This window comes from Salinimonas profundi (genome assembly GCF_014750655.1).
Lineage (GTDB): Bacteria > Pseudomonadota > Gammaproteobacteria > Enterobacterales > Alteromonadaceae > Alteromonas > Alteromonas profundi_A.
In genome coordinates this window covers 114,890-138,178 of sequence record NZ_JABBXD010000001.1, presented here as the reverse complement: position 1 = coordinate 138,178, position 23,289 = coordinate 114,890, and the positions used below count along the sequence as shown (strand labels likewise).

Sequence of the window (23,289 nt, the reverse complement as noted above, 5' to 3'; positions counted from 1 at the left end):
TCGCCATAAGTAAGGCTGGCGAGAATGCCAGCCTTCATACACTACATGTCTACAAATTCGACCCGGCTATCGAACTTCGCGTGTATAAGATCTTCGTAGCGGGACTCCAGAACATGGCGCTTCACTTTCAGTGTTGGCGTTAATAAGCCGTTCTCAATCGTCCACGGCTCTTCCAATACCACGACGTGTTCGATGCGTTGGTGACTTTCCAAATCAGCATTGATTGCCTGTAGCGTTTCTTTGAGCGACTGTTCAACATCGCCCCGGTCCTGATCAACCGCCGATTCACTAAGCACCAGCAGTGCAATCGGTTGTGGCAGATTGGTACCCGTTACGCAAACTTGTTCAATCAATGGGTTTTCCATAAAAGCAGCCTCTATCGGCGCCGGCGTGACATATTTACCTTTCTCGGTTTTAAAAATATCTTTCAGGCGCCCGGTAATGCGGATGTAGCCTTCACTATCCATCTCGCCTTTATCGCCGGTTTTTAAGTACCCGTCGGTCGTCATCGCCTCCAGAGTTTTCTCAGGCTCAAGATAATATTCAATCATATTACACGGGGATTTAACCTGTATTTCACCTTCATCTGATAAGCGAATATCTACCCCATCGTAGGCTTTTCCAATGGTCCCTATCTTATCCTGACGAAACGGAACGCTGGCGGTGCCATATGCGCTGTTTTCGGTCATGCCCCACCCTTCGGAAATATTGATACCGATTTTACTGAACCAGCGAATAACCGCAGGTGCCAAAGGCGCTGAACCACTGGCCCAGAAGCGTGCTTTATCAAGTCCCAGCCCCTGACGAATTTTTCGCGCTATCATCTTGTTGAGCACTGGCACTGATAGGAGAAAGTTAAGACGCTTTTGCGGGATTTTGGCCAGTATTCCCATCTGGAATTTTGTCCAGAGGCGTGGCACCGACACAAATAAGGTGGGCTCGCATCGTTTTACATCGGTTTGGAATGTATCCAGAGACTCGACAAAATAAACCTCAGGCGCAGCATAAAAAGCAGCCAGCTCAATGAGTACCCGCTCTGTAATATGCGCTAACGGCAAATAGCTCAGGTATCGGTCGCTATGGCCAACCGACAATGCGGTTAGACAGTTTTTCGCTGCCCAGCAAATTGAACGATACGTGTGCACGACGCCTTTGGGCTGCCCGGTACTTCCTGATGTATAGATAATTGTCATCATGGAGCCAAGATTCGGTTCCGGTGAGGCTGACATCGGCTCGCAGCCGATGAAATCCTGCCAGGTTTGCGAGCCGCTAATGCCGTCATAAGGAAAGCTAACAGAATGATAATGCGCCGGAATAGCGGGAATTTGCTCTGACGCGTTATCCAGCTTGCCCACAAATACCAGTTTAACATCTGCATGTTTTAGCACATATTCAATAGTACTTTTTCCCGCGGAGCCAAAAATTGGGACCGAAACGTGTCCCGCCATCATGATGCCCAGATCACTGATAAACCATTCAGCACTGTTTTTGGCAAAAATGGCTATCCGGCTGCTGGGAGGCAGCGACATGCTTTGCAGCCGGGCTGCAACGCGACGGGCTTCATTAGCTACCCGACGCCAGGTATAAGTGTCCATTTGCCCATCGCGGGGCTGATGAAGAAATACTGAATCTGGCCGCTCCTTTTCCCATTTGTAAAGCATTGTAACCGGTGTTTCCGTCACATCGGATACAGATTCATTAGCGACATCCAGAGGCATAAGTATTCCTTTTTGAAGCAATTTTATTTACTCGAATTTTACAAATATATAATAAGCATGTTTTATGTCTCAAGCAGATTCGCATAATTCCTTTAGATATAAGCAAATAAGTCTGGCCTATTGATATAAAAAGATCGGCCAGGACTAACCGGTTTTATATTGAATTTTTCTCTTAAACCGTGTACCGATAGAGTAACGCTAATAAACGGTAGCCCACTATGATCACATTTACCCTGAACAACCAAGCCCAAAAATATGATGGCGACCCGACTATGCCATTACTATGGTATTTACGCGATGAGATTGGCCTGACGGGCACCAAGTATGGATGCGGTATGGCGCTGTGTGGGGCCTGCACCATCCATATCGACGGTGATGCCACACGCTCATGCCGATTGCCTATGTCAGCGGTTCAGGACAAGCATATAACGACGATTGAGGGTCTGGACAAAAACAATGCTCATCCTGTCCAGGTCGCCTGGGCAGAAAATGATGTACCCCAGTGTGGCTATTGCCAGAGCGGACAGATGATGCAGGCAGCGGCACTGCTGGCAAAAAACGCGGCACCATCAGATGAAGAGATAGCGCAAAGTATGTCAGGTAATATTTGTCGGTGTGGCACCTACCCCAGAATCCGCAAAGCAATTAAAGCGGCATCAAAGGAGAGTCAGTCATGAGCCAGTATTCAGCGCAACGCCGACACTTCCTTAAACAAATGGGAGTAGGCACAGGATTAACCCTGGGTGTCACTTTGCTGCCTAAAGCGACGTTTGCGGCATCCGGTGAAACGCAGCCGGCGCATATGGCTCCCAATGTGTTTGTCGCCATCACTGAAGATGGCACGCTGGAGGTAACCTGTCACCGTTCAGAAATGGGTCAGCAAATCCGAACTGCCATAACCCAGATCATTGCCGATGAACTTGATGCAGACTGGCAGCGGGTTAAAACACTACAGGCCGACGGCGATGAGAAATACGGCGACCAGAATACGGATGGCTCACGCAGTATACGGCGCAATCTGGCCCGTCTTCAGATGGCGGGGGCCACCGCCGCACTGCTGTTAAAACAGGCAGCAGCAAAAGGTTGGAATGTCGAGCCCGACAGCTGTCAGTGCCGTAATCACCAGGTAGTGCATGTTGAGACCGGGCGTACTGCTGACTTTTCAGCGTTAGTAAGCGTTGCAGCGACATTGCCAATGCCGGAAGAGGGTCTGGTCAAACCTAAAGCCCGTAAGGACTGGCGTTATGTCGGCAAAGGGATAAGAAGCATAGATATGCAGGCCGTCCAGGCAGGTACCACAGTATTTGGTCAGGACGTTACCATTGAGAATATGCTTTATGCGGTCATTCAGCGTCCGCCCGTCATGTTTACGCAACCCGAATCGGTCGATGATAAAAAAGCGCGCAGCATGAAAGGTGTAAAAGCGGTGATGACGCTTCCGGCTGCAAGCGCGCCTGCAAATTTTTTACCACTGGGTGGTGTTGCCGTTCTGGCAGAGAATACCTGGGCCGCCATGCAGGGTGTAAAAGCGCTTAAAATCACCTGGAGTGAGAATGAACATAGTCAATATGACTCCCGGACAGAAAAGCAGACGCACATGGAGACGGCACGCCAAACCGGAGAAGTGGTTCGCCAGCGAGGTGATGTAAAGCAAGCGCTTGAAAGTGCTCACAAAACCGTAGAAGCAACCTATTATGCCCCGTTATTGGCGCAGGCACCGATGGAGCCACCGGCTGCTGCTGCCCGGGTAGAAGGCGATAGCGCCCAGGTCTGGACCAGCACCCAAAATCCGCAAGCTGCACAAGCACTGGTTGCCGAGGTGCTGAAGATTCCCGTTGAAAATGTCACAATCCATGTGACATTGCTGGGCGGCGGTTTTGGCAGAAAATCGAAACCGGATTTTGCTGCCGAAGCTGCCTGGCTTGCGCAACAGGCCAAGCGCCCCGTGAAGGTGGTCTGGCGAAGAGAAGACGACATTCAACACGGCTTTTATCACACTGTCAGTGCCCAGCATATCCGCGCAGGTTTAGCGCAAAATGGTGACGCGACGGCGTGGCACCATAACACGGTCTTTCCCACCATAAGCAGCACCTTCTCAACTGAGGCTAATACACCCAGCAGCGGCGAACTCAGATTAGGTTTTATCGACAATCCGTTTGATATTCCAAACATACAACTGGAAAAAGGCAAAGCCCAAAATCATGTTCGGATAGGCTGGCTGCGTTCGGTTGCCAATGTTTATCATGCGTATGCCATTCACACATTTGCCGATGTGCTGGCCCATGCAGCAGGTAAAGACAGTAAGGCGTACCTGCAACAGCTTATTGGCAAACCGCGTCATATCGATTTAGCCCAAGAAGGGGCTGAATATGACAATTATGGTGATCCGATCGAAACCTATCCTATTGATACAGGGCGGCTGCGTGCGGTACTCGATAAGGCCACGGAAATGGCAGACTGGGACAACAGAGAAAAGAACCAACGTCATCTTGGAGTAGCGGTTCACCGGTCTTTTCTAAGCTATGTAGCAACGGTCGTTGAAGTGGTTGTTGATAAGAGCGGTAGCTGGCGCATTCCAAATGCTTATATTTGTATAGACGCAGGCACTATAGTTAACTCCGAACACGTAAAGGCTCAGTGTGAAGGCGGTGCCATTTTCGGATTAAGCTGTGCAATCGGTGAAATCAGCGCCAGTGACGGGGCGGTGACACAAACAAACTTTCACAATTATCAGGTAGCGCGAATGCAACATGCCCCTGAAAATATTGACGTGCATATTGTTCAAAGCGATGCACCGCCGGGGGGCGTGGGTGAACCCCCTACTCCGCCTTTTGCTCCCGCGTTAGCCAATGCTTTATTTGCTGCCACGGGCAAACGCATTTATGAGCTGCCAATTCCCCTGACGCTGAAGGCTTAAACTGAAGATACCTCAGACCAGTGCTGCTTGATAAGAGCAGTAATCTGGTCTGCCGGCACAGGTTTGGAATAATAATAGCCCTGATGATTGTAACACCCAAACAACTGAAGGGTTTCTGCCTGAGAAAGGGTTTCCACACCTTCAGCCACACATTCCATATTGAATGTTTTAGCCAGCTCTATGGTCGTTTTTACCAATGCGGCAGCCTGCGGATCAGCATCGACTTCCTCAATAAAGCTTTTATCAATTTTTAACACATCTAACGGAAACTTTTTCAGATAGCTGAGCGAGGAATATCCCGTACCAAAGTCATCCAGAGAAAACAGGAAGCCGGCATCCTGAAACTCCTTGATGCGTGCCTGCGCCAATTCACTGTCTTCCATCAGCAGCCCTTCTGTGATTTCAAAACGCATTGAACGCTCGGTCAGGTTACGCTCATACATCATTTTTCTAAGCGCATCCAGATGCAGCTCTACTTTAAACTGAAGCGCAGAGATGTTCACAGACACATAGCCATGAAATCCTTGCTCCTGCCAGCAAGCCAAATCGTCCAGCGCCCGCACAATCGCCATGCGGGTCACATCCACAATATACCGTAGCTGCTCCAATACCGGGATAAATTCGCACGGCGTCATAGGGGCGTCAGGCATATCGCAACGTAACAATAGCTCAACGCCCTCAATGTTGCCGCTGAGGGCATCAACAATTGGCTGGTACTGGTTATAAAACCTGTCTTCCTGATAGGCAAGTTTGACGCGATTTTCCAGAACCATCTGCTGTCGTGCACGATCGTTCATCTCAGCAGTAAAGTACGTGAAGCCATCAACCGTATCTTTTTTAGCGGTATACATTGCCACGTCCGCTTGTTTAATCAGCTCCGCCGGCGTGACGGCATCGTCAGGATAAAATGATATGCCGATACTGCAGGAAATACATAGAATTTCACCATCAATGGCGATGGGTGTTTCAACGGTTTCAATCAGGTGAGCCACAAAGGAGCTGAGCGTATCGGTACATTCAACCCGTTCCCGGACGATGACAAATTCATCTCCGCCAAGCCTTGCTACTGTATCCTGATGGCTGGACAAGCTAATCATCCGCTCAGCAATGACTTTAAGTAGCTTATCCCCCACGCCATGCCCCAGGCTGTCATTTATACCTTTAAAGCGGTCAAGATCGATAAACAGTACAGCCACTTTTGTGGCATCTTCCTGCGCGTTGTCGATGGCATGTGATAGCCGGTCAAGTAGCAAATTGCGATTGAGAAGACCGGTGAGACTGTCATAGCTGGCCATTTTCACCAACTTACGTTCAGCCTCTTTCTGCTCTGAAATATCACTGAACACCATTAGATAGTAATCCACGCAATCAGGCTTACTGTCGTCTGCAACGGCTGAGATGTCGATGATCACGTCATGGTGACGACCATCTGCAGCATGAACGGTCGTTTCGCGCTTTATGAAGCCACCGGGTTCAAGAGACAACAGCGGCTCATAGATTTGTTGTCGTATTGCCGGTTTGCGCCGGTAAAGCTGGGATAACGCATCGTCAGCGGTGTCATGTTCAGACAATCCCAAAGCACGACAAAACGCCGGGTTGACTGCCATTGGCAGCATTTTCTCATCAAAAACAATGACCCAGTCCCGGGTTTGCGAGAATGCTTCGCCCATGACTTTTAGTTGTCGCTCGGTACGTGCAAGTTGTTCCACCGCTTTTTGCCGGAAGCGAACATATCCCCATGCAGCAGCAACAAATAAAATCACATATACCGTATAGGCAAGTGGCGACTGAAATGGCGGGTACGGTATGGTAAACGTCAGCACGCCCGGCGTGACATTGTAATCATAACGCTCTGTGGTAGGCGCCACTTTGAACTGATATTCGCCCGGTCCCAGGAATGCGAACGCAGCTTTACCTTCTGCGGTAACCGACTGACTCAGCAAGCGGCCGTTGCGATTCAGCTCATAAACATAATTATCAGCTGCATCAAAGCTAGCGAGAATCGAGGAGAAATGAATCTCTATCCCAAAATCGTCGTGATGCAAATCGAGATGACTGTTACTCAGATTTTTCATCGGTAACGGCAAATCGCGGGAGTCCAGTGAAACTCCGCTGATAACCATGGGCTGTTCCGGTCGCTGAATAGCTGTGCCATCCTTGAGCGCACTGGGATCGAAGATCGCTATTCCACCGGTCGAACCATAGGCAATTCTGCCATCATTAAGAATAAGCGCAGCACCGTCATTAAATTCTGATACATTTAATTCCCGGCCATATACGAACTCTTTAATCAGACGATTTTCCGGAGAAAAACGAAATACGCCCTGGTGGGAGCTAAACCACAGACTACCCTGCTTGTCAGCCTTAATACCATACACAATATCCGTTTTGAGAAGATTATCGCTATTGAAACGCCGGATGACTCTGCCCGAGTCAAGATCTATCCCCAGCAGACCAAAGCGTGGGAACCCCAGCCACAGAATCCCCTCTTGAATTTCCCACGACGTGGCAGAGGCATCACTGGCCTTCTCAGCGGGTAAGTACTCGTACAGTAAACGGGTTTCCAGCGTTTGGGTATCCACCGCCCAAACTCCGTCTGAGGTTGAAAGCAGCATGTTGTTATCCAGTTCGGCGGCCGTTCCGAGAAAATATCCACTGTATCCGTCTTGCAGCCGGGGATCTGAAAACGCCAGTTTTTCCACTGTCTGTGTGGAGGGATCGTAGCGATAGTAATTATGTGATAAAAAATATAACCGGCCCTGTGTATCCACAGACATGCCATAAATCCAGCCTTTAAGAATATCAGCTGCCTGTTGGCTATTCACCGGCAATGGACCAGCCTCACCGGTTAACTTATTGAAAATTTTAACTTTCCCAGCGGTTCTCAGGTACAGTTTATTATTCCCGGCAGGCAGAATTTGCGCTATTTCAGCTTCATCAAACTGCGCGGATGGATCATGAAGAAACATAGACGACTCGAGCGTCGTTAGATCCAGCCGCGTTAATCCGTTACCTGTACCCGCCCACAAAATATCCTCATCGTCTTCATATAATGACCAGATAATATTATTTGTCAGTGGCGGTTCAGGGTCACTCACCAGGTTCTGAATATGGGTAATGTTCTGGTTGTCCGGTGTCCACAGCATTGCACCGCCCATCTCAGTTCCCAACCACAACGTATTGAGTTTATCCTTGGCAATGGTTTTAATTTTTGCTTTAGCCAGCTGTCGCTCACCACTTTGCGCCTCGAGCATATGAATGCTGCGCCAGCTGCCTGATATCTCTTTTCTAAGCGAAAATAATCCCTCGTTAGTCGCCAGCCAAAACGAATTTGACCCATCAGGGACTATCTGCCAGATATTTTGCTGACTATTAACGACATCAAATTCTGGTTGACGTGCATTAACCAAATCGTTTTGCAATGTTGTCAGATCAATCTTGAACAAGCCTTTAACGGTACCAAGCCAGAGTCTGTTTTGCTGATCGGCCATTAAAAACTTTGCATTTTGATTGTTTACATCTGCGGGAATATCTCCCAGATAATCAACTTTTTGCGCCTGCCTGTCTTCCTGCTCTGTGGTACGAGCTCCCCGCGCTTCGTCGTGATGAAGATTCAGTGCATAAAGCCCGGCAGATGTCGCGATAAAAAGATAATCAGACGCCGGATAAATAGCTCTGATGATATCTTCATTTTGCCGCAAAGACGCTGGCAGTGAATAGACAACCTCAGAACCTGCCTCACGTTTTACCTTTACGATCTCATGTTCAAGCGCCACAAATAAATCGCCGTGGCTGTCCTCTTTAAAATCGACAGCAGCCTGAACCCACTGATAGGAAGAAAGACCGGGTCTGTTGATTGTCAGACTAACTTCACTGGTCGTTAAATCCAGAGTAAACACACCGGATTCCAGCGAGCTTATCCATAGCTGGTCATGTGAATCCAGGTAAAGTCTCTCTACGCTGGCATTAACCAGTATATTGTCAGGACCACCGATATTTATCAGATGATGACCATCCCACCGGTCCAGTCCGCCCTGAGTGGCGATCCACACATAGCCCGTGTCATCGATAAGAATATCATTAATAGAATCCTGACTCAGTCCCTGTCGCGTAGATAAGGTAGGAATAGATGAAGATTTTATAACGGGTGCGGCGGCAATCGCTCCTGAAAATACCACTTCAAACAACAACAGCGCTGCAACCATTACGCCGTAAAGAAATGGACGATAATTACAAAGCTGTACAGGCTTAGCGGTATCAGGACTAATCACAAGCTACCTTAACGGTGAGAAAGACAACGACATCTGATTTAAAACTATACGAGATTGCAGGCAATGTCACTGCAACTTTATGTTAATACAAAAAGGTGATTTATATCACAATCGAATGCGCGGTGTTAATAGCGAAAATCTACCCGCTGCTTTTTTCGGTAAAGCGATGCTCCTACTTCATAGAGGGCGTAACCGATAAGTCCCGCCATCTTAAGCAGCGTTAGCAATGCGATCGCCATCGGATAACTGTTTGCCACCAGTGCAGATTGCAAGGATAAGCGCTCAAGCAATGTAAACAAGTGTAAAAAACCTAACAGCGTATAGATTGCGATAAAATAGCGTGTGACAGGGACTGGGATAACCGGCAGATACCCACGCAGTAAAAGGATGCTCAGTGCAAACAGTAAATTAGAGGCTCCGAATCCCAGATACCAGGTGTAAAAACCCAGTGTGGAGAACACCTCCATCGAATTAAGACTCTTTACATAGTTTTCTATGCCGAAGTGAAGCGCCTCAACCACCAGAGTGCCAAGAAAAATAAAGGAAAACAGGGTAACTTTGCGTACTGAAAGTGAATACGCTAACAAGGCCGCTGTATAAAACAACGGCCAGAATACAGAGGTAACATCAAGAAATATAAAGTCCAAATTTTTACAAACTACCTTTAAGAATCAGGGATCTTTCTTGGGTGGATCCTTTGGCATCTCACTACCAAATCCATCGCCACTGGGAAATACACCGCACGTAAGTGGGACTGCCTTGCAAACTGTTTTCATCGAAAATGATAAGTCTGTTTCAACATCCTTTTGTGCCGATGCACCAAATGATAATAACCCAGTACTAATTATCGCCGCAATTTTAATTAACTTCTTCATACACAGTCCTTGATAATAAAACATCAGCGAATGCTGATGTTTTATTATTGTCGAGAATGAACAAATCTGCAGAATTATTTGAGGTTCAGGCTTTTACAGGCACCCTACCGGTGCGCACTACCTGCCGACGAATACCTGTCACAGGTGCTAACCGATAAAGGTCACCATTTCTGCCAACATACCGCTTTCGGACGCCCGCGGATTTGGCGACCTGCCCATGAGCATCCAAATGCTCTGGCTCACCGTGCACCGGAATAGCAATTTGCGGCTTCACCCAGCTATACATCAGCTTTAATTCCTCTGCGCAGGGGTGCCCGCTGGCATGGATGGGCAACTGGCTATCCTCACTGGTAATTGTGGTAATACCAAGCCCGTTAAGCTGACTGATGAGCGCACCTACAAGTTGCTCATTACCGGGAATGACAATACTGGAAAAAATGACGGTATCACCTTTATCTAAAGAAAGCTGATGATGGTCGTCACGGGCCATACGAGCAAGAGCTGCCCGCTGCTCTCCCTGACTTCCGGTAGCAACGGCCAGCACCTCAGCTGGTGGTAAATAGCCGGCGTGATCGGGATCAATCAGTTTCAGATGGTCAGGCCAAACATCCAGCCTTCGCGCGATACTATACATATTAAGCAAAGAACGGCCGTACAATGCCATATAGCGACCGGTTTTGACAGCGATGTGTGCCAGCGAGATAAGACGTGCGACGTTACTGCCAAAGCAGCTTACCACCACACGCCCTTCGAGGGGCCGGATAGTAGCCAGTAAGCCGTCAAAGCAGTTTCGCTCTGAAACCGAAAAACCGGGCTTGGTGGCATTGGTCGAATCGCCAACCATCGCCAGGATATTTTCGCTGCCCAACTGTCGGTAAAGGGTCGCATCAAATGGTTTACCGGTTACCGGCTGCGCATCAATTTTCCAGTCAGCGGTATGTAAAACGCTGCCTGCCGGCGTCGATATTTTCAGTGCGTATGGCTCAGGAATGGAATGGGTGACTGCCAGCCAGTTAAGCGAAAAAGGACCAACCTGATGCTCACTAAGCGCATCGACGATAATGATCGGTACCTTATCTTTTAATCCGGTCTGAGCAAGCTTACGCTGCAAAATTTCGGCAGTAAATGCAGTGGTGTAAACCGGACAGCGCAATCTCGGCCAAAGGTATGGAACGGCGCCCACATGATCCTCATGCCCATGCGTTATCACCATGCCACAAAGCTTTTCTTTCTGCTGTGCGATAAATGAGGGATCAGGTGCAACAATATCAAAGCGTGCAGACGGAGAAGTGTCCTGATAAGGGGGAACCAATGGCTCATCAAAACTTACGCCGCAATCTACCATCAACCATTGCCCGTTATGACCGTACAGGTTCATATTCATGCCGATTTCTCCGGTTCCGCCAAGCGGAATGAACCACAAATCGTCCGGACCTGGTGTAAGTGTAGAAATAGATGCCTCCTTAACGCCCATATTCAGTAAACGGTGTCGACGGTGAGTGTAACATGACAGAGAAATACCGGTGCCGTACTGTATGCCATAAAAAAGGCAGAGCCAACGCTCTGCCTTTTATCAGACTTACAGACGCCTTATTTAACTACGTCCATTTCCTCGATAAGGTTAGTTGCACCATCAACATATTCCATTACCCACAGCATGTAGCGGGTGTCTACATGAATCGTGCGGGTGGTCTTAGGATCGAAATCCCAGTCAGAGTTGACGCTTTCAAAGGTGCCGTCAAATAACAGACCAACCAGTTCAGCGCGTCCGTTCATCGTCGCTGAGCCAGAGTTCCCACCGGTAGAGTCAAGATCGCTTAAAAAGTTAACCGGCACACTGTTTATCGACGCCATTTTGTAAGGGCCAAACGTCTCTTCCCGGATCAGTTTCAGCTGTTTTTCCGGTGCATTGAACGGCGATTCGCCGGTGTCTTTTTCAAGGATGCCCTGAAGACGGGTGAAAGGCTCATAAATTAACCCGTCTTTTGGTGAACCACCCAAAACGTTACCGTATGTGACACGCAACGTACTGTTTGCATCAGGATAAGCCAGACTACCCTGCGACTTCTGCCAGTCTATAATTGCCTGCATATAGCCCGGGGTCAGTGCTTTTGACTCGCCCGATAGACTTTTCGCACGATCTTCGTTTTCCATCTCAGTGTCGTACAACGCGACAGCCAGTTTTACAAACGGATCGTCACTGGTTTTGAACGCCTGCGGTGCTGCATCAATTAACGCAAGACGATAATCCGCCTGGTTCATTTCTGTTTGCTTGTAATAGTCAGCCAGAATCTCGTCAACTTGTGCAGAAGACGTATCAGCCGATAATCCCAATGCCTCATCAAACGCAGCGATTCTCGCATCGGCAGGTTGTTGCAGGTATTGTTTGATGAAGGTAGCCCAGACTGCTTTATCAACGTTTGAGTCAAACCGCCTTTCAATGCGTTGCATGCTTTCCTTCAAACGACTCTGATCGCGATCCTGATAGCCCGGCTCACGCTCTGCATCAGGTTTTTGCTGCTCGATAGCGTTGCGATAAAGACGTTGCGCAGCACTAAGTAGTTGTGGACGCGTGATATTACGATACCAGAACGTTTGTTTGCTTAACGCCGACTGCTGCTTTTCTACCTCATCCAGCTTTGCAATTGTTTCAAGTTGCGATTCACGCATGCCGGCAGAAGACAGCCACTTATTGAGCGCTTGTTCACGCTGTTCACGTCGCTCAACAAGTCCGACACGTTTAGCGCCAGCAATCTGTCCTTTGGTATTTTTCAGAAAATTATTCAGACCAGCCAGCGTCGCTTCATACTTAATACGCGCATCGCTGGCTTCTGGCGCCGCCTTTTCAATGGTATCGATCCACGTTTCAATCAGGTCAATGTAGGTAGGATATAACCAGTTGAAGGTGTGCTTAACTGCGACCAGTCGTGCATAGCGGTCTGTTGAACCAGGATAGCCTGCAGCCATGACGAAATCACCGTCTTTAAGTCCAGCGGCAGAAACCTTAAGCACATGCTCAGGCTGATAAGGCACATTATCTTCTGCATACTCAGCCGGCTTACCGTCTTTTCCGACATAAGCACGGTAAAAAGAAAAATCGCCGGTATGGCGCGGCCACATCCAGTTATCAATATCCCCACCATATTTACCGACTGAGTCGGCAGGCGCATAGGCAATACGAACATCCTGTATCTCAAGCTGTTTAATCAGCTTGTATTCTTTACCGTTATAAAAAGAAGGCACTGAGCAGCGATAGCCCGGCTCTGATTCACATTCCTGGATAAGTTGCTTTTGCATATCCACGATTGCGTCAAAACGTTCTCTGCCGGTTACCTTTTCGTCCAGCTTGCCGAGGATTTTGTCTGTGACATCAGAGAATTCGACGGTGACATACATCCTCGTCCCGGGCGCAGCGGGCAACTCTTCGCCAATCTTTTTAGCCAGAAAACCGTTTTTCAGATAGTTGTTTTCAGCGGTGGAGTTGTATTGAACTGAACCACGTGCACAGTGATGGTTTGTAACGGCCAGTCCTTTGTCTGAAACAAAGGATGCTGAGCAGCCGCCGAGCGATACAATCGCGCCCATCGGAAAGTCGGTCAAATCACTTAATGATTCGGGAGATATTTCTAATCCTGTTTTTTTCAAATCTGCGCTGATTTGAGGAAGCTGTTCAGGCGTAAACATGCCTTCTTTGGCGAGTGCGCTGCCTGTTCCGGCGAGAAGCATCGCGCCAGCCAGGTAGCTTATTTTCTTAGACATTACAGTTCCTTATTCGAGTGTCATCCGAGTGATACTACCGTGTAATGACTAACGCGCCCAGTCTTTAAGGCTAAAACCGCAGACTAAAATGTGTAAATTTGTTGCCACGGTAAATTCATCCCGAATTTACCGTAATCAATCGTGTCCCGATGGTTTATGGCTTAAGCGTGATCATGGTGCAATAACGCATTTAGCTCATCAATGACGACCACCCATTGCGCATCTTCATCGATGGCCTGCTTAAGAAACGCTGCCTGTGAGTCATTCCAGAACGGTGCCTCTTCGATATGTCGGCTTTGATTCATGCCTTTATGCTCTTCAATGAAAGCATCCATTCCCTCTTCGCTGGAATCAAGCCCCAGCTGTGTGAACAAGTCTGCCATCGTTGGTTGTTCTGTATACATATCTGCTCCGTTATCCTGTTGTATTAAAAGTAATAAACGGGCCCTGAGCGGAAAAAGTTCAGCGCATGGGCTGATGAAAGAGCGCAGCAACGTTATGCGATAAACAAAAAAGCCACTGATACGCTCAGTGGCTTTTAATAACCTCGTTCGACAAACTACATCAGCTTTTCAGCAAGCTCATCGGGCTCCATGACTTCACCGTCTTCGCCGGGAACAGGACATACCATGACACAAAGTTCATCCTGCATCAGACCCGGTGTCCATTTTTTAAGCCAATCTTCCAGTGTCACCGCCATTGGCTCGCAATCCGCCCAGTCTTCAGTCGCCCATAGCAACGCTAAGCCAGCGTCAGGCCAGACTGGTACGCCATCTTCATCTTCAGTACTTAACATGACGCAGCCATCTGCATCTTTCAAAATCCAGACCTTTTGATTGTCTTTGATGCCCGAAACGGTCTCTTGCAAACGCAATGCGGCACTCACTCCCAACAGGGGATGTTCATCTAGAGCCATAAATAATTCCTATGATATCAATTGGTGACAGGGCAAACTTGCGATAACGCGTAACCGCTGTGTAATGCGATATTGTCTTTCTACTTCTAAAAACGGTCTCAGATCACGCTGAGCACAGAAGCACAACACGAATGTTAATGGCTAATTATACCGCCATTGTCTTATGGGAGGGAAACAAAGTCTCGACCACTGTCGTTAATGCATGCCTTTTGACCGATTTAAGGCGGTTCAGATAAACACACGCCTGAACGTCATCAAGGGCATGGACCTGGCGCAGAGACAAATGGGAAAGTTGCTGTGCAAAGCGCACAGGAAAAACCGCACAACCGCCATCTTCTTCGATAGCATTTAAACCAAGCCTGAGTGAGTTTGTCCGTAACTTTGCATCACGCAACTGCGGCCATTGTTGGCAAATCAGATCTCTGACCTTACCGCCCCACTCGATAGCTACATAGTCATTGGCATCAATTTCTTCAGACGTTCTGCCCACCACATATAGGGCCAGAGGTTCGGCACTTACCTGATGTGAAATGACCTCTTCAGATTTCAGCGGCTCTGATGAAAAAGCAAGATCAATAACCCGTTCATGTAACTGCCGAGACAGATTATCAAGCGTCAGGATTTCAGCTTTTACCGACCAGTCAGGAAAATGCTCGTGTATGCCCGACAAGGTACTGCTTAATTGCAATTCACTGGCCAGCTGGGTCGCACCGCAGACAATATATTCACCTGACTGAAGCTGAAGTTCACGCTTTGCTTCTTTTAATGTGTCGCTCAACTGGTGGGCAAACGGCAACAACTTTTCACCCGCAGGCGTTAGCTGAATACTATTTCGATGCCGGATAAACAGAGTGGTCTGAAAATATTCTTCGAGTAATTTGATACGGGCACTGACAGCAGACTGTGTTAAGAACAGATTTTCTGCTGCCTTACCGAAATGCCGCGTGTTAGCGACTTCAATAAAGGTAGATAAAAAGCGAATGTCCATGCTTCACGGGCAATAGTAAAACCTGCCCGTAAAGCTGTCACATATACTCAGGTTTGTAAACCTGTAAACTCATAAAGCGCTAAGAAAGTCAGGATATTGTCTAATAACTCTCCTGATGCAATCTTTTCTGCTTTTCGCGTCTAAGCTCATCACGCTTCTGACGCTCTTTCGTTGGGTTACGGCGAACCGATTTTTTCTTTCCAAAATGGTCATCGTCTTCTACCGAGTCCCATTCTTCTCGCTGGTAACGATAGTCTTTGCTCATTACAATCTCAAAATAGTGAACGACAAGGTTATTATCTGCGCCGCTGTACAAATTTAAAACAAATATTAATTATCGTAACGATAAAAACATTTGTTCTATAAATCATAATCTTTTCCCGAACCTGATACGTTTTTTATCAGTTGATCTGATCGCCTTCGGCTCTGCTACGCAGGGCATTATAGTGCCTTTTGCCACTAAAAACTGACAAGTAAAAATTTTTCCCGATAAGAACAAAAATTTTTGTTTCATTTTTTTTGAAATTTGACCTAAAAGTTCGCTTGCAAACTTATTTTATGCGAGATGAACATGAACACACCTGATATCCGTATTGCACCTAAACCATTTATGGACAGAGCCAAATTTCCTTATGGCTTCAGGAAATCTGGTGACTTTAGTATTTCTGAAGCTGACCTGCTTACCCGTTACGGTAATACACTGTTGGCATTGGAGAATGAAACCATTGCGCCAGAAGGCGATGATGAGTCTCATTTTGTTGCTTTTACCAAAGGCCAGGTGCCTGCTCACAACAGCCTTGAAAAAGCGTGGCAAAAATACGTTCAGCTGGCACGCGGTAAACGACACTTTTATACGTTACACAGCAGCGCCAGTAACCAGGCTGATTACGACGATGACTATGTCAGTGAAGAATATGATGTAGCAGGTTAGCGTTCCTGTTGTACACCAAAGATGCGGTCCGCAGGACCGCATCCATCCTTTCTGCTGTAAAGAATCTTCCTCGTTTTACTTCCACGCAATCCCTGCGTTAATACTGCCTGTGTGTGATCTTTGTCGGATGCCGCCACGAATTCAATCATAAGTCGCTTCAGCGCCGCATTTTATTCCTTAAGGCGCTCAGACATCTGGAGGATTGAAGCCATGATTTCGCACAAACAGATTACTCACTATTCTATTCACGCTACTGACGGTGATATAGGCGGCTGTAAAGATATTCTTTTCGACGATCAGGATTTTGTTGCCCGATACCTGGTCGCGGATACCAATAGCTGGTTACCGATGAGCCGTAAAGTGGTTATTTCGCCAATTTCAGTTTCAAAAGTTAACACTGACGAACAGTGGCTGGCGATAAACATGTCGTCACAGGAATTAAAGGATAGCCCCTCAATTGACGAGCATAAGCCGCTCTCAAGAGAATACGAAGAAACATTATTTAAATATTTTGGCTATGGCTACTATTGGATTGGTCCGGGAGCCTGGGGCGATTTTGCACACCCTACAGAGCTGGCAGATAAAGAAATGCAGCAAACACTGGCCGAAGATGCCGGGGAACCGGCAAATCATCTGCGCTCATGCAGCGAAGTCCATGGCTACGACGTAGCTACGCTGGACGAAGATGTCGGTCATATTACTGACTTTATTTTCGATCATACCGGGTGGGCATTGCGTTTACTGGTTATCGATACGAACAACTGGCTGCCCGGAGGCAAAAAGCTCGCGATCTCGCCAAAAGATATCGATACCATCGACTGGTCCAGCCATAAACTTCACGTCAATCTCACGCATGATCAACTCATGGAAAAACCAGAAATCGACATGGATAAACTGGCAGATGCCAGCTACCTGGAGTCAATTCTGTTAAAAGCGGAGTAACAATATGAGCGAAATCTTGTATCAGAAACAGACATCGCTGGCGTGTGAGAATTTTGCCATTAGTCAGCACGGGATGCCCGCGCCTTTTATTCACGCTTTAGGTTATCTTAAAGCAGCCTGTGCGACGGCGAATCAGGAACTGGGTAAAATGGACGACAACACCGCAGAGGCTATCTACAAGGCAGCGATGGAGGTTGCTGCGGGCAAACACGATGCGCAGTTTCCGGTTGATGTTTTTCAAACCGGCTCGGGTACCAGTACCAATATGAACGCCAATGAGGTGATTGCCTCCTTAGCGACGCGATATTCAAATCAGGAAATACACCCGAATGATGATGTCAATATGGGGCAAAGCTCCAACGATGTCATTCCTACTACGATTCATGTAAGTGCAGCGATGCAAATTCAGGCACGTCTGTTGCCGGCCATGCGCAGTTTGGCCGACCACATTGAGACGCGTATGAAAGCGTTAGACCACGTTATTAAAACAGGCCGGACACATTTGATGGATGCGATGCCTGTGAAGTTGAGTCAGGAGCTTTCCGGGTGGCGTGCGCAAATCATGCAGAATCAGCAGCGCCTCGAGGATACCCTGCTGCGGTTAAGCCGGCTGGCAATCGGAGGTACTGCGGTAGGTACCGGAATTAATACTCACAAAGAGTTTGGCGGGCGGGTTTGCGCTGCGCTGAGTCGACAGCTCGATATCTCGTTTTCTGTAACAGATAATCATTTCGCCGCTATTTCAGCGCAGGACACAGCCGTTGAGCTGGCTGGTCAGTTAAACACACTGGCAGCCTCTTTAATGAAAATCAGCAATGATTTGCGTTGGATGAACAGTGGGCCATTAGCAGGCCTGGCAGAAATTGAAATGCCGAAACTTCAGGCTGGCAGCTCTATTATGCCGGGAAAAGTTAACCCGGTCATTCCCGAAGCAGTTGCCATGGCGTGCGCTCAGGTTATGGGCTATCACACTGCCATATCGGTCGCCGGTCAATCCGGTAACTTCCAGCTTAACGTAATGTTGCCCCTTATCGGGCAAAATTTATTGCTGGCTATCAACTTGATGACCAACAGTTGTGAGCATCTGGCTGAAAAAGCCATAGAAACCTTCACGGTTAACGAAGCGCAGCTTGAGAAAGTGTTATCTAAAAACCCTATTCTGGTAACAGCGCTTAATCAAAAGATAGGTTATGAGAAAGGCACGGAGATTGCCAAGCGTGCCTATGACGAAAAGCGGGATATTCTTGACGTTGCGAAAGAAATGACGTCGCTGGAAGAGAAAGAGCTAAAGTCGCTGTTAGATCCCGCTAAGCTGGTTTAATTATTACTGTGAAGAGTCGTCGAAAAATTCGCTCATCAAGCCTATCGTCTGAAGGACACGTTTATCTGTCAGACGATAGAATATCACCTGACCTTCACGCCGGGTAGCGACAACGCCAGCTTCGCGAAGTAAAGCCAGATGTTGGGATAATACCGGTTGAGTAACATTAATTCGTGTGAGTAAATCAGAAACCGACAGTTCCTGATCGGTCAGTGAATACAACACTGTCAGTCGTGTTTTATTTGCAAGCAATTTGAAGAATTGCTCTGCCTCACTGACATACTCTAAAATGAATTCATTATTTTGTGTTTCGGAAATAGCAGACATGAAGGCAACACTAATTTGTTTAAAGCCATATTGAAACGCGAAGCACTCAAGCTGCACAAGTGCATTTATCGCACAAAAGCAGCAGTCTAAAGATATCTGGCTGAATCATGCTTAGACATTGATCAAATAAGAATTTTCTAATGACTTTATCGGTTAAGAAAAACGAAGGAGGATGTATGTTAAAAAGCATTCAGGAACGGCTGGCGCAGTTACCCGAATCGTTACGCACTGTTACTGCAACAGAAGCGAAACAAGAGCTTGCGGAGAACAAAGGTGCCTTAATTGATGTCAGAGAACCGTCGGAGCTGGCTGATTCTCCGGTAAGTAGTTCTTTTACGATTCCCCGGGGAGTGCTTGAAATGAAAGCACTTGACCAATTCAAAAACCCTGACAAGCCGCTATACCTGCATTGCGCCACTGGCGTCAGAGCGCGGCTTGCTGCCGAGCAGATGATAAATATGGGCTATACCAATGTGTCTGCTATCGTCAGTGATATAAAAGATATACAGGATGCTTTTAATCAATAATTGCGCAGTGATAGCAAGTAGAAAAACACTGTTAAACAAGGCATTATCCATTTAATAATTTCATCGTTTATAAGTTAAAAGATAATGCTGAAGGCGACACTTGAACAATGGCGCATGTTTAAAGCGGTGGTCGACGCTGGCGGCTTTAACCAGGCTGCGCAGCTCGTCCACAAGAGTCAGTCGACCGTTCATCATGCCGTTCACAAGTTGGAAGATGCTTTAGGCGTAGCGTTATTTGAAAATGATGGTCGTAAGGTCAAACTGACAGATGCCGGGGTGCTGATGTTACGCCGGGCGACATTTTTACTTGAAGAAGCACAGAAAATGGAAGCTGTTGCCGCCAGCCTCCAACATGGTGTCGAGACCCAACTTACGATTGCCATTGACATTATCTTACCTGCCGAGATGTTGTATCGGGTATTATCTGAGGTATCTTCCCAGTATCCGTTATTGAGAATTGAAATCATGGAAACGGTGCTATCCGGCGCCAATGATTTAATGCAACAGGGAAAAGTCGATATCGCGATTTCCCCGTTTCCTTTAGCGAATGGATTCAGCGAAGAGTTATGCGAAATTGATTTTATCCTCGTTGCTCACCCCAGTCATCCGCTGCATGAGCTGAACAGAACCCTTAGTGCAGAAGATCTCAAGTCACATCGCCAGATTGTTGTTCGTGACAGTTCCAGTGACAGACGTGCCGATGTAGGTTGGTTGGGTGCAGAACAGCGCTGGACAGTGTCTCATGTGCGCACGTCTATTGATATGATAGAGCGTGGGCTCGGTTTTGCTTGGCTTCCCATTGCGATGATTCAGGACAGTCTGAAAGCTAACAAGCTTGCTCCCCTGCCCCTGGCAGCTGGCAGTCACCGAAAAGCGTTATTGAATTTAAGTTTTCAGGACGGCGACAGACTCGGCCCTGCAGCAAGAGCATTCATCGGCGAGTTACGCTTTCAGTCGATGCAGTTACCCGGTACAGCCACCGTTTTATCGCACAGCGATTGAAGATCATTGCTATTCACGTTATAAACAACAGGCACAAGCATATAACAAAACAATAAGCAGTGAGCGTATTATGAAGGCTGATTCAGTCTTTACCGGGTTGCAGGACTTTCAACGAGTATCAAAATGTTATCTGATGTACACTGATAACGTTTATCGTCAGAACATGTGCAGCGTAAATATGTTCAACCGCAATGAGTGAGTCATGCCGGATAATCTAGAGCTGGTAAAAAGTGACAGCAGTTTGAGAAGGCGACTTTTGCTCGGCTCAATTCTTCTGTCTTTGCTGGTTATCACTATATTTTGTTATGTCGGTTACAGCCTGTTGCTGGAGATGGAAAGAGATCTGGAACGACAGGCATTTGAAGACCAGTATGCTGACGTTCAGACGCTACTGGCCCCGGTTATTGATAATAACAACCCCGTTTCTTCCCTTTCTCTTGTGCCAAGAGATTTATCCATCCTGGCCGAGGATATTCTCATCATCGAATTGGATAATCAGGAATTGTACCGCGACCCACGTCTGGCGCCGCAAACGTATCTTCAGCCGTTAAAGCAATCCGGTTTTTTTGACGAAGGCGGTGAGGAATACTATGTGCACAGTAATGTCCTTCCTTCCGGCAAGCCGCTTACCGTTATCTGGCGCTCTGTTGATATGCAAAAAATATCAGAGCGCGTTATCAGTCGATTATCTGTCGCCGCATTTTTGACATTCTGGCTATCAGTATGGTCTGCCCTGATCATGTCAGCGTTTATTGCGCGACGGTTTGAATCGGCAAACCGAAACCTTGAAAAGATGGCGCTGATAGATAACCTCACCAAGCTCTATAACCGCAATGCGCTGCTTACCAGCCTGGATATACAGGATAAACAGGGCGCGTTTATGTTCCTGGATCTTGACCGGTTCAGAGACATCAACGATGCATTGGGCCACGACATGGGAGATAAGCTACTTAAAGCGTTCTCCCAGCGACTACGGCTGATGTCTGACAATACCATGCAGTTATATCGCTACAGAAGCGATGAATTTGTTATCTGGATCCCCAACATTCCTAGTGATGAAGTCATGAACCGTGCCTTTACGCTACTGTATGAATGCAGGGAACCGCTTAATATCGGCAAGAGCGCATTCGAGATTGGTTGTAGTATCGGCGTAGCGTGCGCACCTGAGCACGGTCACCTTGTGGAAACTCTGGTTCAGAATGCCGAAAATGCCATGTTAAGAGCCAAACGCATGCGTTTGGGTATTCAGGTCTACAATGAACGACTGGCCTACAATAGTACCGTTGAGGTGACACTTCGTAGTCAGTTGCGCTCCGCGCTTCAGCAAAAACAATTTGAGCTTTATTATCAGCCCAAGGTTAATCTGACCAATGGCGAGCTTTCAGGGGTTGAGGCAATAGCCCGCTGGAACCATCCCGATGAGGGTGTGTTGCCACCGGGACATTTTATTGAACTGATAGAACAAAGCGGGATAGTTCATGCGTTCACACGCTATACGGTCGAGTGGGCAGTTAATCAAATCAAAACCTGGGAAGATCGGGGCACCCCGATGCCCGTAGCGGTGAACTTGTCTGCCTATAACCTGATGGACAGTGCCTTCGTCCCATTTGTAGAACGCTTGCTGGCCAGCAGTGGTATTACGCCTTCCCTGTTAGAATTTGAACTAACCGAAAGTGCCACTATGGTCGATGTCGCGGTGAGCAAGCGGATGATTAATGCCTTCAACCGCCTGGGACTGAAAACGTCAATTGATGACTTTGGTACCGGCATGAGTTCTTTTGCTTATTTAAGGGAACTCAATGTGCATACCATAAAACTGGATCGCGCATTTATTATGAACATTGCTGAGAATACCAAAGATGCCCGCATCGTCGAGGCCATGATCACGCTTTGTCATAATCTGGATATCCGCGTGGTTGCCGAAGGGATTGAGCAGCAGAATCAGGTCACGCTACTGCGAAGTTTAAACTGCGATACCGGCCAGGGCTACTTTTTCGGTAAGCCCACGCCAGCCAGTGGAATTGATGCACTGCTATCAGCCCGTGAATCAGTGATGGTCAACTCATTAACGAAATAAGCTGCTGTCCTCCCATTACAATACCCAGTATTGCGATAGACAACCCCAAAAGTGCTACGGCGCCATCATCAGTCGCCATCCCTACTGCCATAATGAAAATAGCGACAGCTGGAATTAATCCTAAAAAAGGGACCAATTCCAACGGTACCATCATCAGCCCGCAAATAGCACAACTCAGAGCTATGAGACTTCTGAAAACAAACTGCCGCATAAAAAACCAGCGCGGCATAAGAAGTTTATCAACATGGGTTACCGCCGGTTTGGCTTTTCCAATACCTTTATTCAGTGAATCGCGATTTATGCCAATTTGACGGATGGCAGATGGTAACCATGGATGGTTTCTTGCCAGTAAAACTTGCAGTGAGATAAGAAAGATCGTTATACCGGTAACCGTAGGAATTCCCGGAATTGCACCAACCGGGGTTGAGCAAATAAATGCCGGCGCGGCGAGCATGGGGCCAAACCCACGCTTTTCCATAACGTTAAGTAACTCACCAAACGTGACTTTTTCTTCATCTCCCTTGCATTGCATTTTCCCGAGCAACTCGTGCAAGCTCATGGACCGTTCAACAGCCATGCTTATCATTGATGGTTACCTGTGCAAATAAAATGAATAGATTGTAATTTTCTAAGCGAGTATTGTGCCAAAAGTAAACAGCATATAAAGATTCTACCAATTTCAGGCTTTTAGCGCTAAACTCATCAGCCAATTAAACTG

General features: G+C 47.5%; 20 protein-coding genes. 8 read left to right on the top strand and 12 right to left on the bottom strand.

Annotated elements, in window-relative coordinates; all coding sequences use genetic code 11:
* Nucleotides 1–41 precede the first annotated feature (41 nt).
* Nucleotides 42–1,718, bottom strand: a complete 1,677-nt coding sequence (locus HHX48_RS00590; protein WP_191021709.1) for an AMP-binding protein — start codon at nucleotides 1,716–1,718, stop codon at nucleotides 42–44.
* A 218-nt stretch (nucleotides 1,719–1,936) separates the two neighbouring features.
* Between HHX48_RS00590 and HHX48_RS00585 the strand changes: the two genes are divergently transcribed.
* Together HHX48_RS00585 and HHX48_RS00580 are read left to right on the top strand one after the other, a co-directional pair.
* A complete protein-coding gene (locus tag HHX48_RS00585; protein ID WP_191021708.1) occupies nucleotides 1,937–2,395 on the top strand; it encodes a (2Fe-2S)-binding protein in 459 nt (152 codons plus the stop codon).
* Nucleotides 2,392–4,635: a xanthine dehydrogenase family protein molybdopterin-binding subunit gene (locus HHX48_RS00580; RefSeq protein WP_191021707.1), complete on the top strand. Its 2,244-nt coding sequence runs from the start codon at nucleotides 2,392–2,394 to the stop codon at nucleotides 4,633–4,635. The genes HHX48_RS00585 and HHX48_RS00580 overlap by 4 nt, the downstream gene beginning before the upstream one ends.
* Here the strand turns inward: HHX48_RS00580 and HHX48_RS19000 are convergent.
* The 9 genes from HHX48_RS19000 to HHX48_RS00535 form a co-directional block, all read right to left on the bottom strand.
* Complete coding sequence (locus tag HHX48_RS19000) at nucleotides 4,632–8,906, bottom strand: EAL domain-containing protein (RefSeq protein ID WP_191021706.1); 4,275 nt, start codon at nucleotides 8,904–8,906, stop codon at nucleotides 4,632–4,634. The genes HHX48_RS00580 and HHX48_RS19000 overlap by 4 nt on opposite strands.
* Before the next feature lie 125 nt (nucleotides 8,907–9,031).
* A complete protein-coding gene (locus tag HHX48_RS00570; protein ID WP_191021705.1) occupies nucleotides 9,032–9,553 on the bottom strand; it encodes a hypothetical protein in 522 nt (173 codons plus the stop codon).
* Nucleotides 9,554–9,577: 24 nt separating this feature from the next.
* The gene (locus HHX48_RS00565) at nucleotides 9,578–9,781 is read right to left on the bottom strand and encodes a hypothetical protein (RefSeq protein WP_191021704.1); all 204 of its coding nucleotides are present in this window, start codon (nucleotides 9,779–9,781) and stop codon (nucleotides 9,578–9,580) included.
* Between the two features lie 85 nt (nucleotides 9,782–9,866).
* Nucleotides 9,867–11,255 (bottom strand): ribonuclease J, encoded by a 1,389-nt coding sequence (locus tag HHX48_RS00560; RefSeq protein WP_191021703.1) that lies wholly within the window; start codon nucleotides 11,253–11,255, stop codon nucleotides 9,867–9,869.
* Nucleotides 11,256–11,371: 116 nt separating this feature from the next.
* The gene (locus tag HHX48_RS00555; protein WP_191021702.1) at nucleotides 11,372–13,540 is read right to left on the bottom strand and encodes a S46 family peptidase; all 2,169 of its coding nucleotides are present in this window, start codon (nucleotides 13,538–13,540) and stop codon (nucleotides 11,372–11,374) included.
* Between the two features lie 161 nt (nucleotides 13,541–13,701).
* A complete protein-coding gene (locus HHX48_RS00550; RefSeq protein WP_191021701.1) occupies nucleotides 13,702–13,944 on the bottom strand; it encodes a DUF2789 domain-containing protein in 243 nt (80 codons plus the stop codon).
* A 155-nt stretch (nucleotides 13,945–14,099) separates the two neighbouring features.
* Nucleotides 14,100–14,456 (bottom strand): DUF2750 domain-containing protein, encoded by a 357-nt coding sequence (locus tag HHX48_RS00545; protein ID WP_191021700.1) that lies wholly within the window; start codon nucleotides 14,454–14,456, stop codon nucleotides 14,100–14,102.
* A gap of 145 nt (nucleotides 14,457–14,601) precedes the next feature.
* Nucleotides 14,602–15,444 carry a LysR family transcriptional regulator gene (locus HHX48_RS00540; RefSeq protein ID WP_191021699.1) on the bottom strand — a complete coding sequence of 281 codons (843 nt, stop codon included), beginning with the start codon at nucleotides 15,442–15,444 and terminating at the stop codon, nucleotides 14,602–14,604.
* A 100-nt stretch (nucleotides 15,445–15,544) separates the two neighbouring features.
* Nucleotides 15,545–15,709, bottom strand: coding sequence for a hypothetical protein (locus tag HHX48_RS00535; protein WP_191021698.1), 165 nt, complete (start codon nucleotides 15,707–15,709; stop codon nucleotides 15,545–15,547).
* Nucleotides 15,710–16,015: 306 nt separating this feature from the next.
* On the opposite strand from HHX48_RS00535, the gene maoP reads away from it, so the two are divergent.
* The 3 genes from maoP to HHX48_RS00520 all read left to right on the top strand — a co-directional run bounded on the left by maoP (nucleotide 16,016) and on the right by HHX48_RS00520 (nucleotide 18,638).
* Nucleotides 16,016–16,375 carry a DUF413 domain-containing protein gene (gene maoP / locus HHX48_RS00530; RefSeq protein ID WP_191021697.1) on the top strand — a complete coding sequence of 120 codons (360 nt, stop codon included), beginning with the start codon at nucleotides 16,016–16,018 and terminating at the stop codon, nucleotides 16,373–16,375.
* Nucleotides 16,376–16,585: 210 nt separating this feature from the next.
* Entirely contained in the window at nucleotides 16,586–17,317 is a 732-nt protein-coding gene (locus tag HHX48_RS00525) for a PRC-barrel domain-containing protein (RefSeq protein WP_191021696.1), read from the top strand.
* Between the two features lie 4 nt (nucleotides 17,318–17,321).
* Entirely contained in the window at nucleotides 17,322–18,638 is a 1,317-nt protein-coding gene (locus HHX48_RS00520) for a class II fumarate hydratase (RefSeq protein ID WP_191021695.1), read from the top strand.
* Nucleotides 18,639–18,641: 3 nt separating this feature from the next.
* Here the strand turns inward: HHX48_RS00520 and HHX48_RS00515 are convergent, their stop codons facing one another.
* A complete protein-coding gene (locus tag HHX48_RS00515) occupies nucleotides 18,642–18,965 on the bottom strand; it encodes an ArsR/SmtB family transcription factor (protein ID WP_191021694.1) in 324 nt (107 codons plus the stop codon).
* Between the two features lie 176 nt (nucleotides 18,966–19,141).
* Between HHX48_RS00515 and HHX48_RS00510 the strand changes: the two genes are divergently transcribed.
* The 3 genes from HHX48_RS00510 to HHX48_RS00500 all read left to right on the top strand — a co-directional run bounded on the left by HHX48_RS00510 (nucleotide 19,142) and on the right by HHX48_RS00500 (nucleotide 22,571).
* Nucleotides 19,142–19,492, top strand: a complete 351-nt coding sequence (locus tag HHX48_RS00510; RefSeq protein WP_191021693.1) for a rhodanese-like domain-containing protein — start codon at nucleotides 19,142–19,144, stop codon at nucleotides 19,490–19,492.
* 84 nt (nucleotides 19,493–19,576) lie between these two features.
* Entirely contained in the window at nucleotides 19,577–20,494 is a 918-nt protein-coding gene (locus tag HHX48_RS00505) for a LysR family transcriptional regulator (protein ID WP_191021692.1), read from the top strand.
* Between the two features lie 202 nt (nucleotides 20,495–20,696).
* Nucleotides 20,697–22,571: a putative bifunctional diguanylate cyclase/phosphodiesterase gene (locus tag HHX48_RS00500; RefSeq protein ID WP_191021691.1), complete on the top strand. Its 1,875-nt coding sequence runs from the start codon at nucleotides 20,697–20,699 to the stop codon at nucleotides 22,569–22,571.
* On the opposite strand, the gene HHX48_RS00495 is transcribed toward HHX48_RS00500, so the two are convergent.
* Nucleotides 22,552–23,148, bottom strand: coding sequence for an exopolysaccharide biosynthesis protein (locus HHX48_RS00495; RefSeq protein ID WP_223857947.1), 597 nt, complete (start codon nucleotides 23,146–23,148; stop codon nucleotides 22,552–22,554). The genes HHX48_RS00500 and HHX48_RS00495 overlap by 20 nt on opposite strands.
* Nucleotides 23,149–23,289: the final 141 nt, after the last annotated feature.

Bases quoted from the DNA above. Each gene is read 5' to 3' on its own strand.
- HHX48_RS00590 (WP_191021709.1), bottom strand. From the start codon at position 1,718: ATGCCTCTGGATGTCGCTAATGAATCTGTATCCGATGTGACGGAAACA.
- HHX48_RS00585 (WP_191021708.1), top strand. From the start codon at position 1,937: ATGATCACATTTACCCTGAACAACCAAGCCCAAAAATATGATGGCGAC.
- HHX48_RS00580 (WP_191021707.1), top strand. From the start codon at position 2,392: ATGAGCCAGTATTCAGCGCAACGCCGACACTTCCTTAAACAAATGGGA.
- HHX48_RS00565 (WP_191021704.1), bottom strand. From the start codon at position 9,781: ATGAAGAAGTTAATTAAAATTGCGGCGATAATTAGTACTGGGTTATTA.
- HHX48_RS00560 (WP_191021703.1), bottom strand. From the start codon at position 11,255: ATGGGCGTTAAGGAGGCATCTATTTCTACACTTACACCAGGTCCGGAC.
- HHX48_RS00555 (WP_191021702.1), bottom strand. From the start codon at position 13,540: ATGTCTAAGAAAATAAGCTACCTGGCTGGCGCGATGCTTCTCGCCGGA.
- HHX48_RS00550 (WP_191021701.1), bottom strand. From the start codon at position 13,944: ATGTATACAGAACAACCAACGATGGCAGACTTGTTCACACAGCTGGGG.
- HHX48_RS00545 (WP_191021700.1), bottom strand. From the start codon at position 14,456: ATGGCTCTAGATGAACATCCCCTGTTGGGAGTGAGTGCCGCATTGCGT.
- HHX48_RS00540 (WP_191021699.1), bottom strand. From the start codon at position 15,444: ATGGACATTCGCTTTTTATCTACCTTTATTGAAGTCGCTAACACGCGG.
- HHX48_RS00535 (WP_191021698.1), bottom strand. From the start codon at position 15,709: ATGAGCAAAGACTATCGTTACCAGCGAGAAGAATGGGACTCGGTAGAA.
- maoP (WP_191021697.1), top strand. From the start codon at position 16,016: ATGAACACACCTGATATCCGTATTGCACCTAAACCATTTATGGACAGA.
- HHX48_RS00525 (WP_191021696.1), top strand. From the start codon at position 16,586: ATGATTTCGCACAAACAGATTACTCACTATTCTATTCACGCTACTGAC.
- HHX48_RS00520 (WP_191021695.1), top strand. From the start codon at position 17,322: ATGAGCGAAATCTTGTATCAGAAACAGACATCGCTGGCGTGTGAGAAT.
- HHX48_RS00515 (WP_191021694.1), bottom strand. From the start codon at position 18,965: ATGTCTGCTATTTCCGAAACACAAAATAATGAATTCATTTTAGAGTAT.
- HHX48_RS00510 (WP_191021693.1), top strand. From the start codon at position 19,142: ATGTTAAAAAGCATTCAGGAACGGCTGGCGCAGTTACCCGAATCGTTA.
- HHX48_RS00505 (WP_191021692.1), top strand. From the start codon at position 19,577: ATGCTGAAGGCGACACTTGAACAATGGCGCATGTTTAAAGCGGTGGTC.
- HHX48_RS00500 (WP_191021691.1), top strand. From the start codon at position 20,697: ATGCCGGATAATCTAGAGCTGGTAAAAAGTGACAGCAGTTTGAGAAGG.
- HHX48_RS00495 (WP_223857947.1), bottom strand. From the start codon at position 23,148: ATGGCTGTTGAACGGTCCATGAGCTTGCACGAGTTGCTCGGGAAAATG.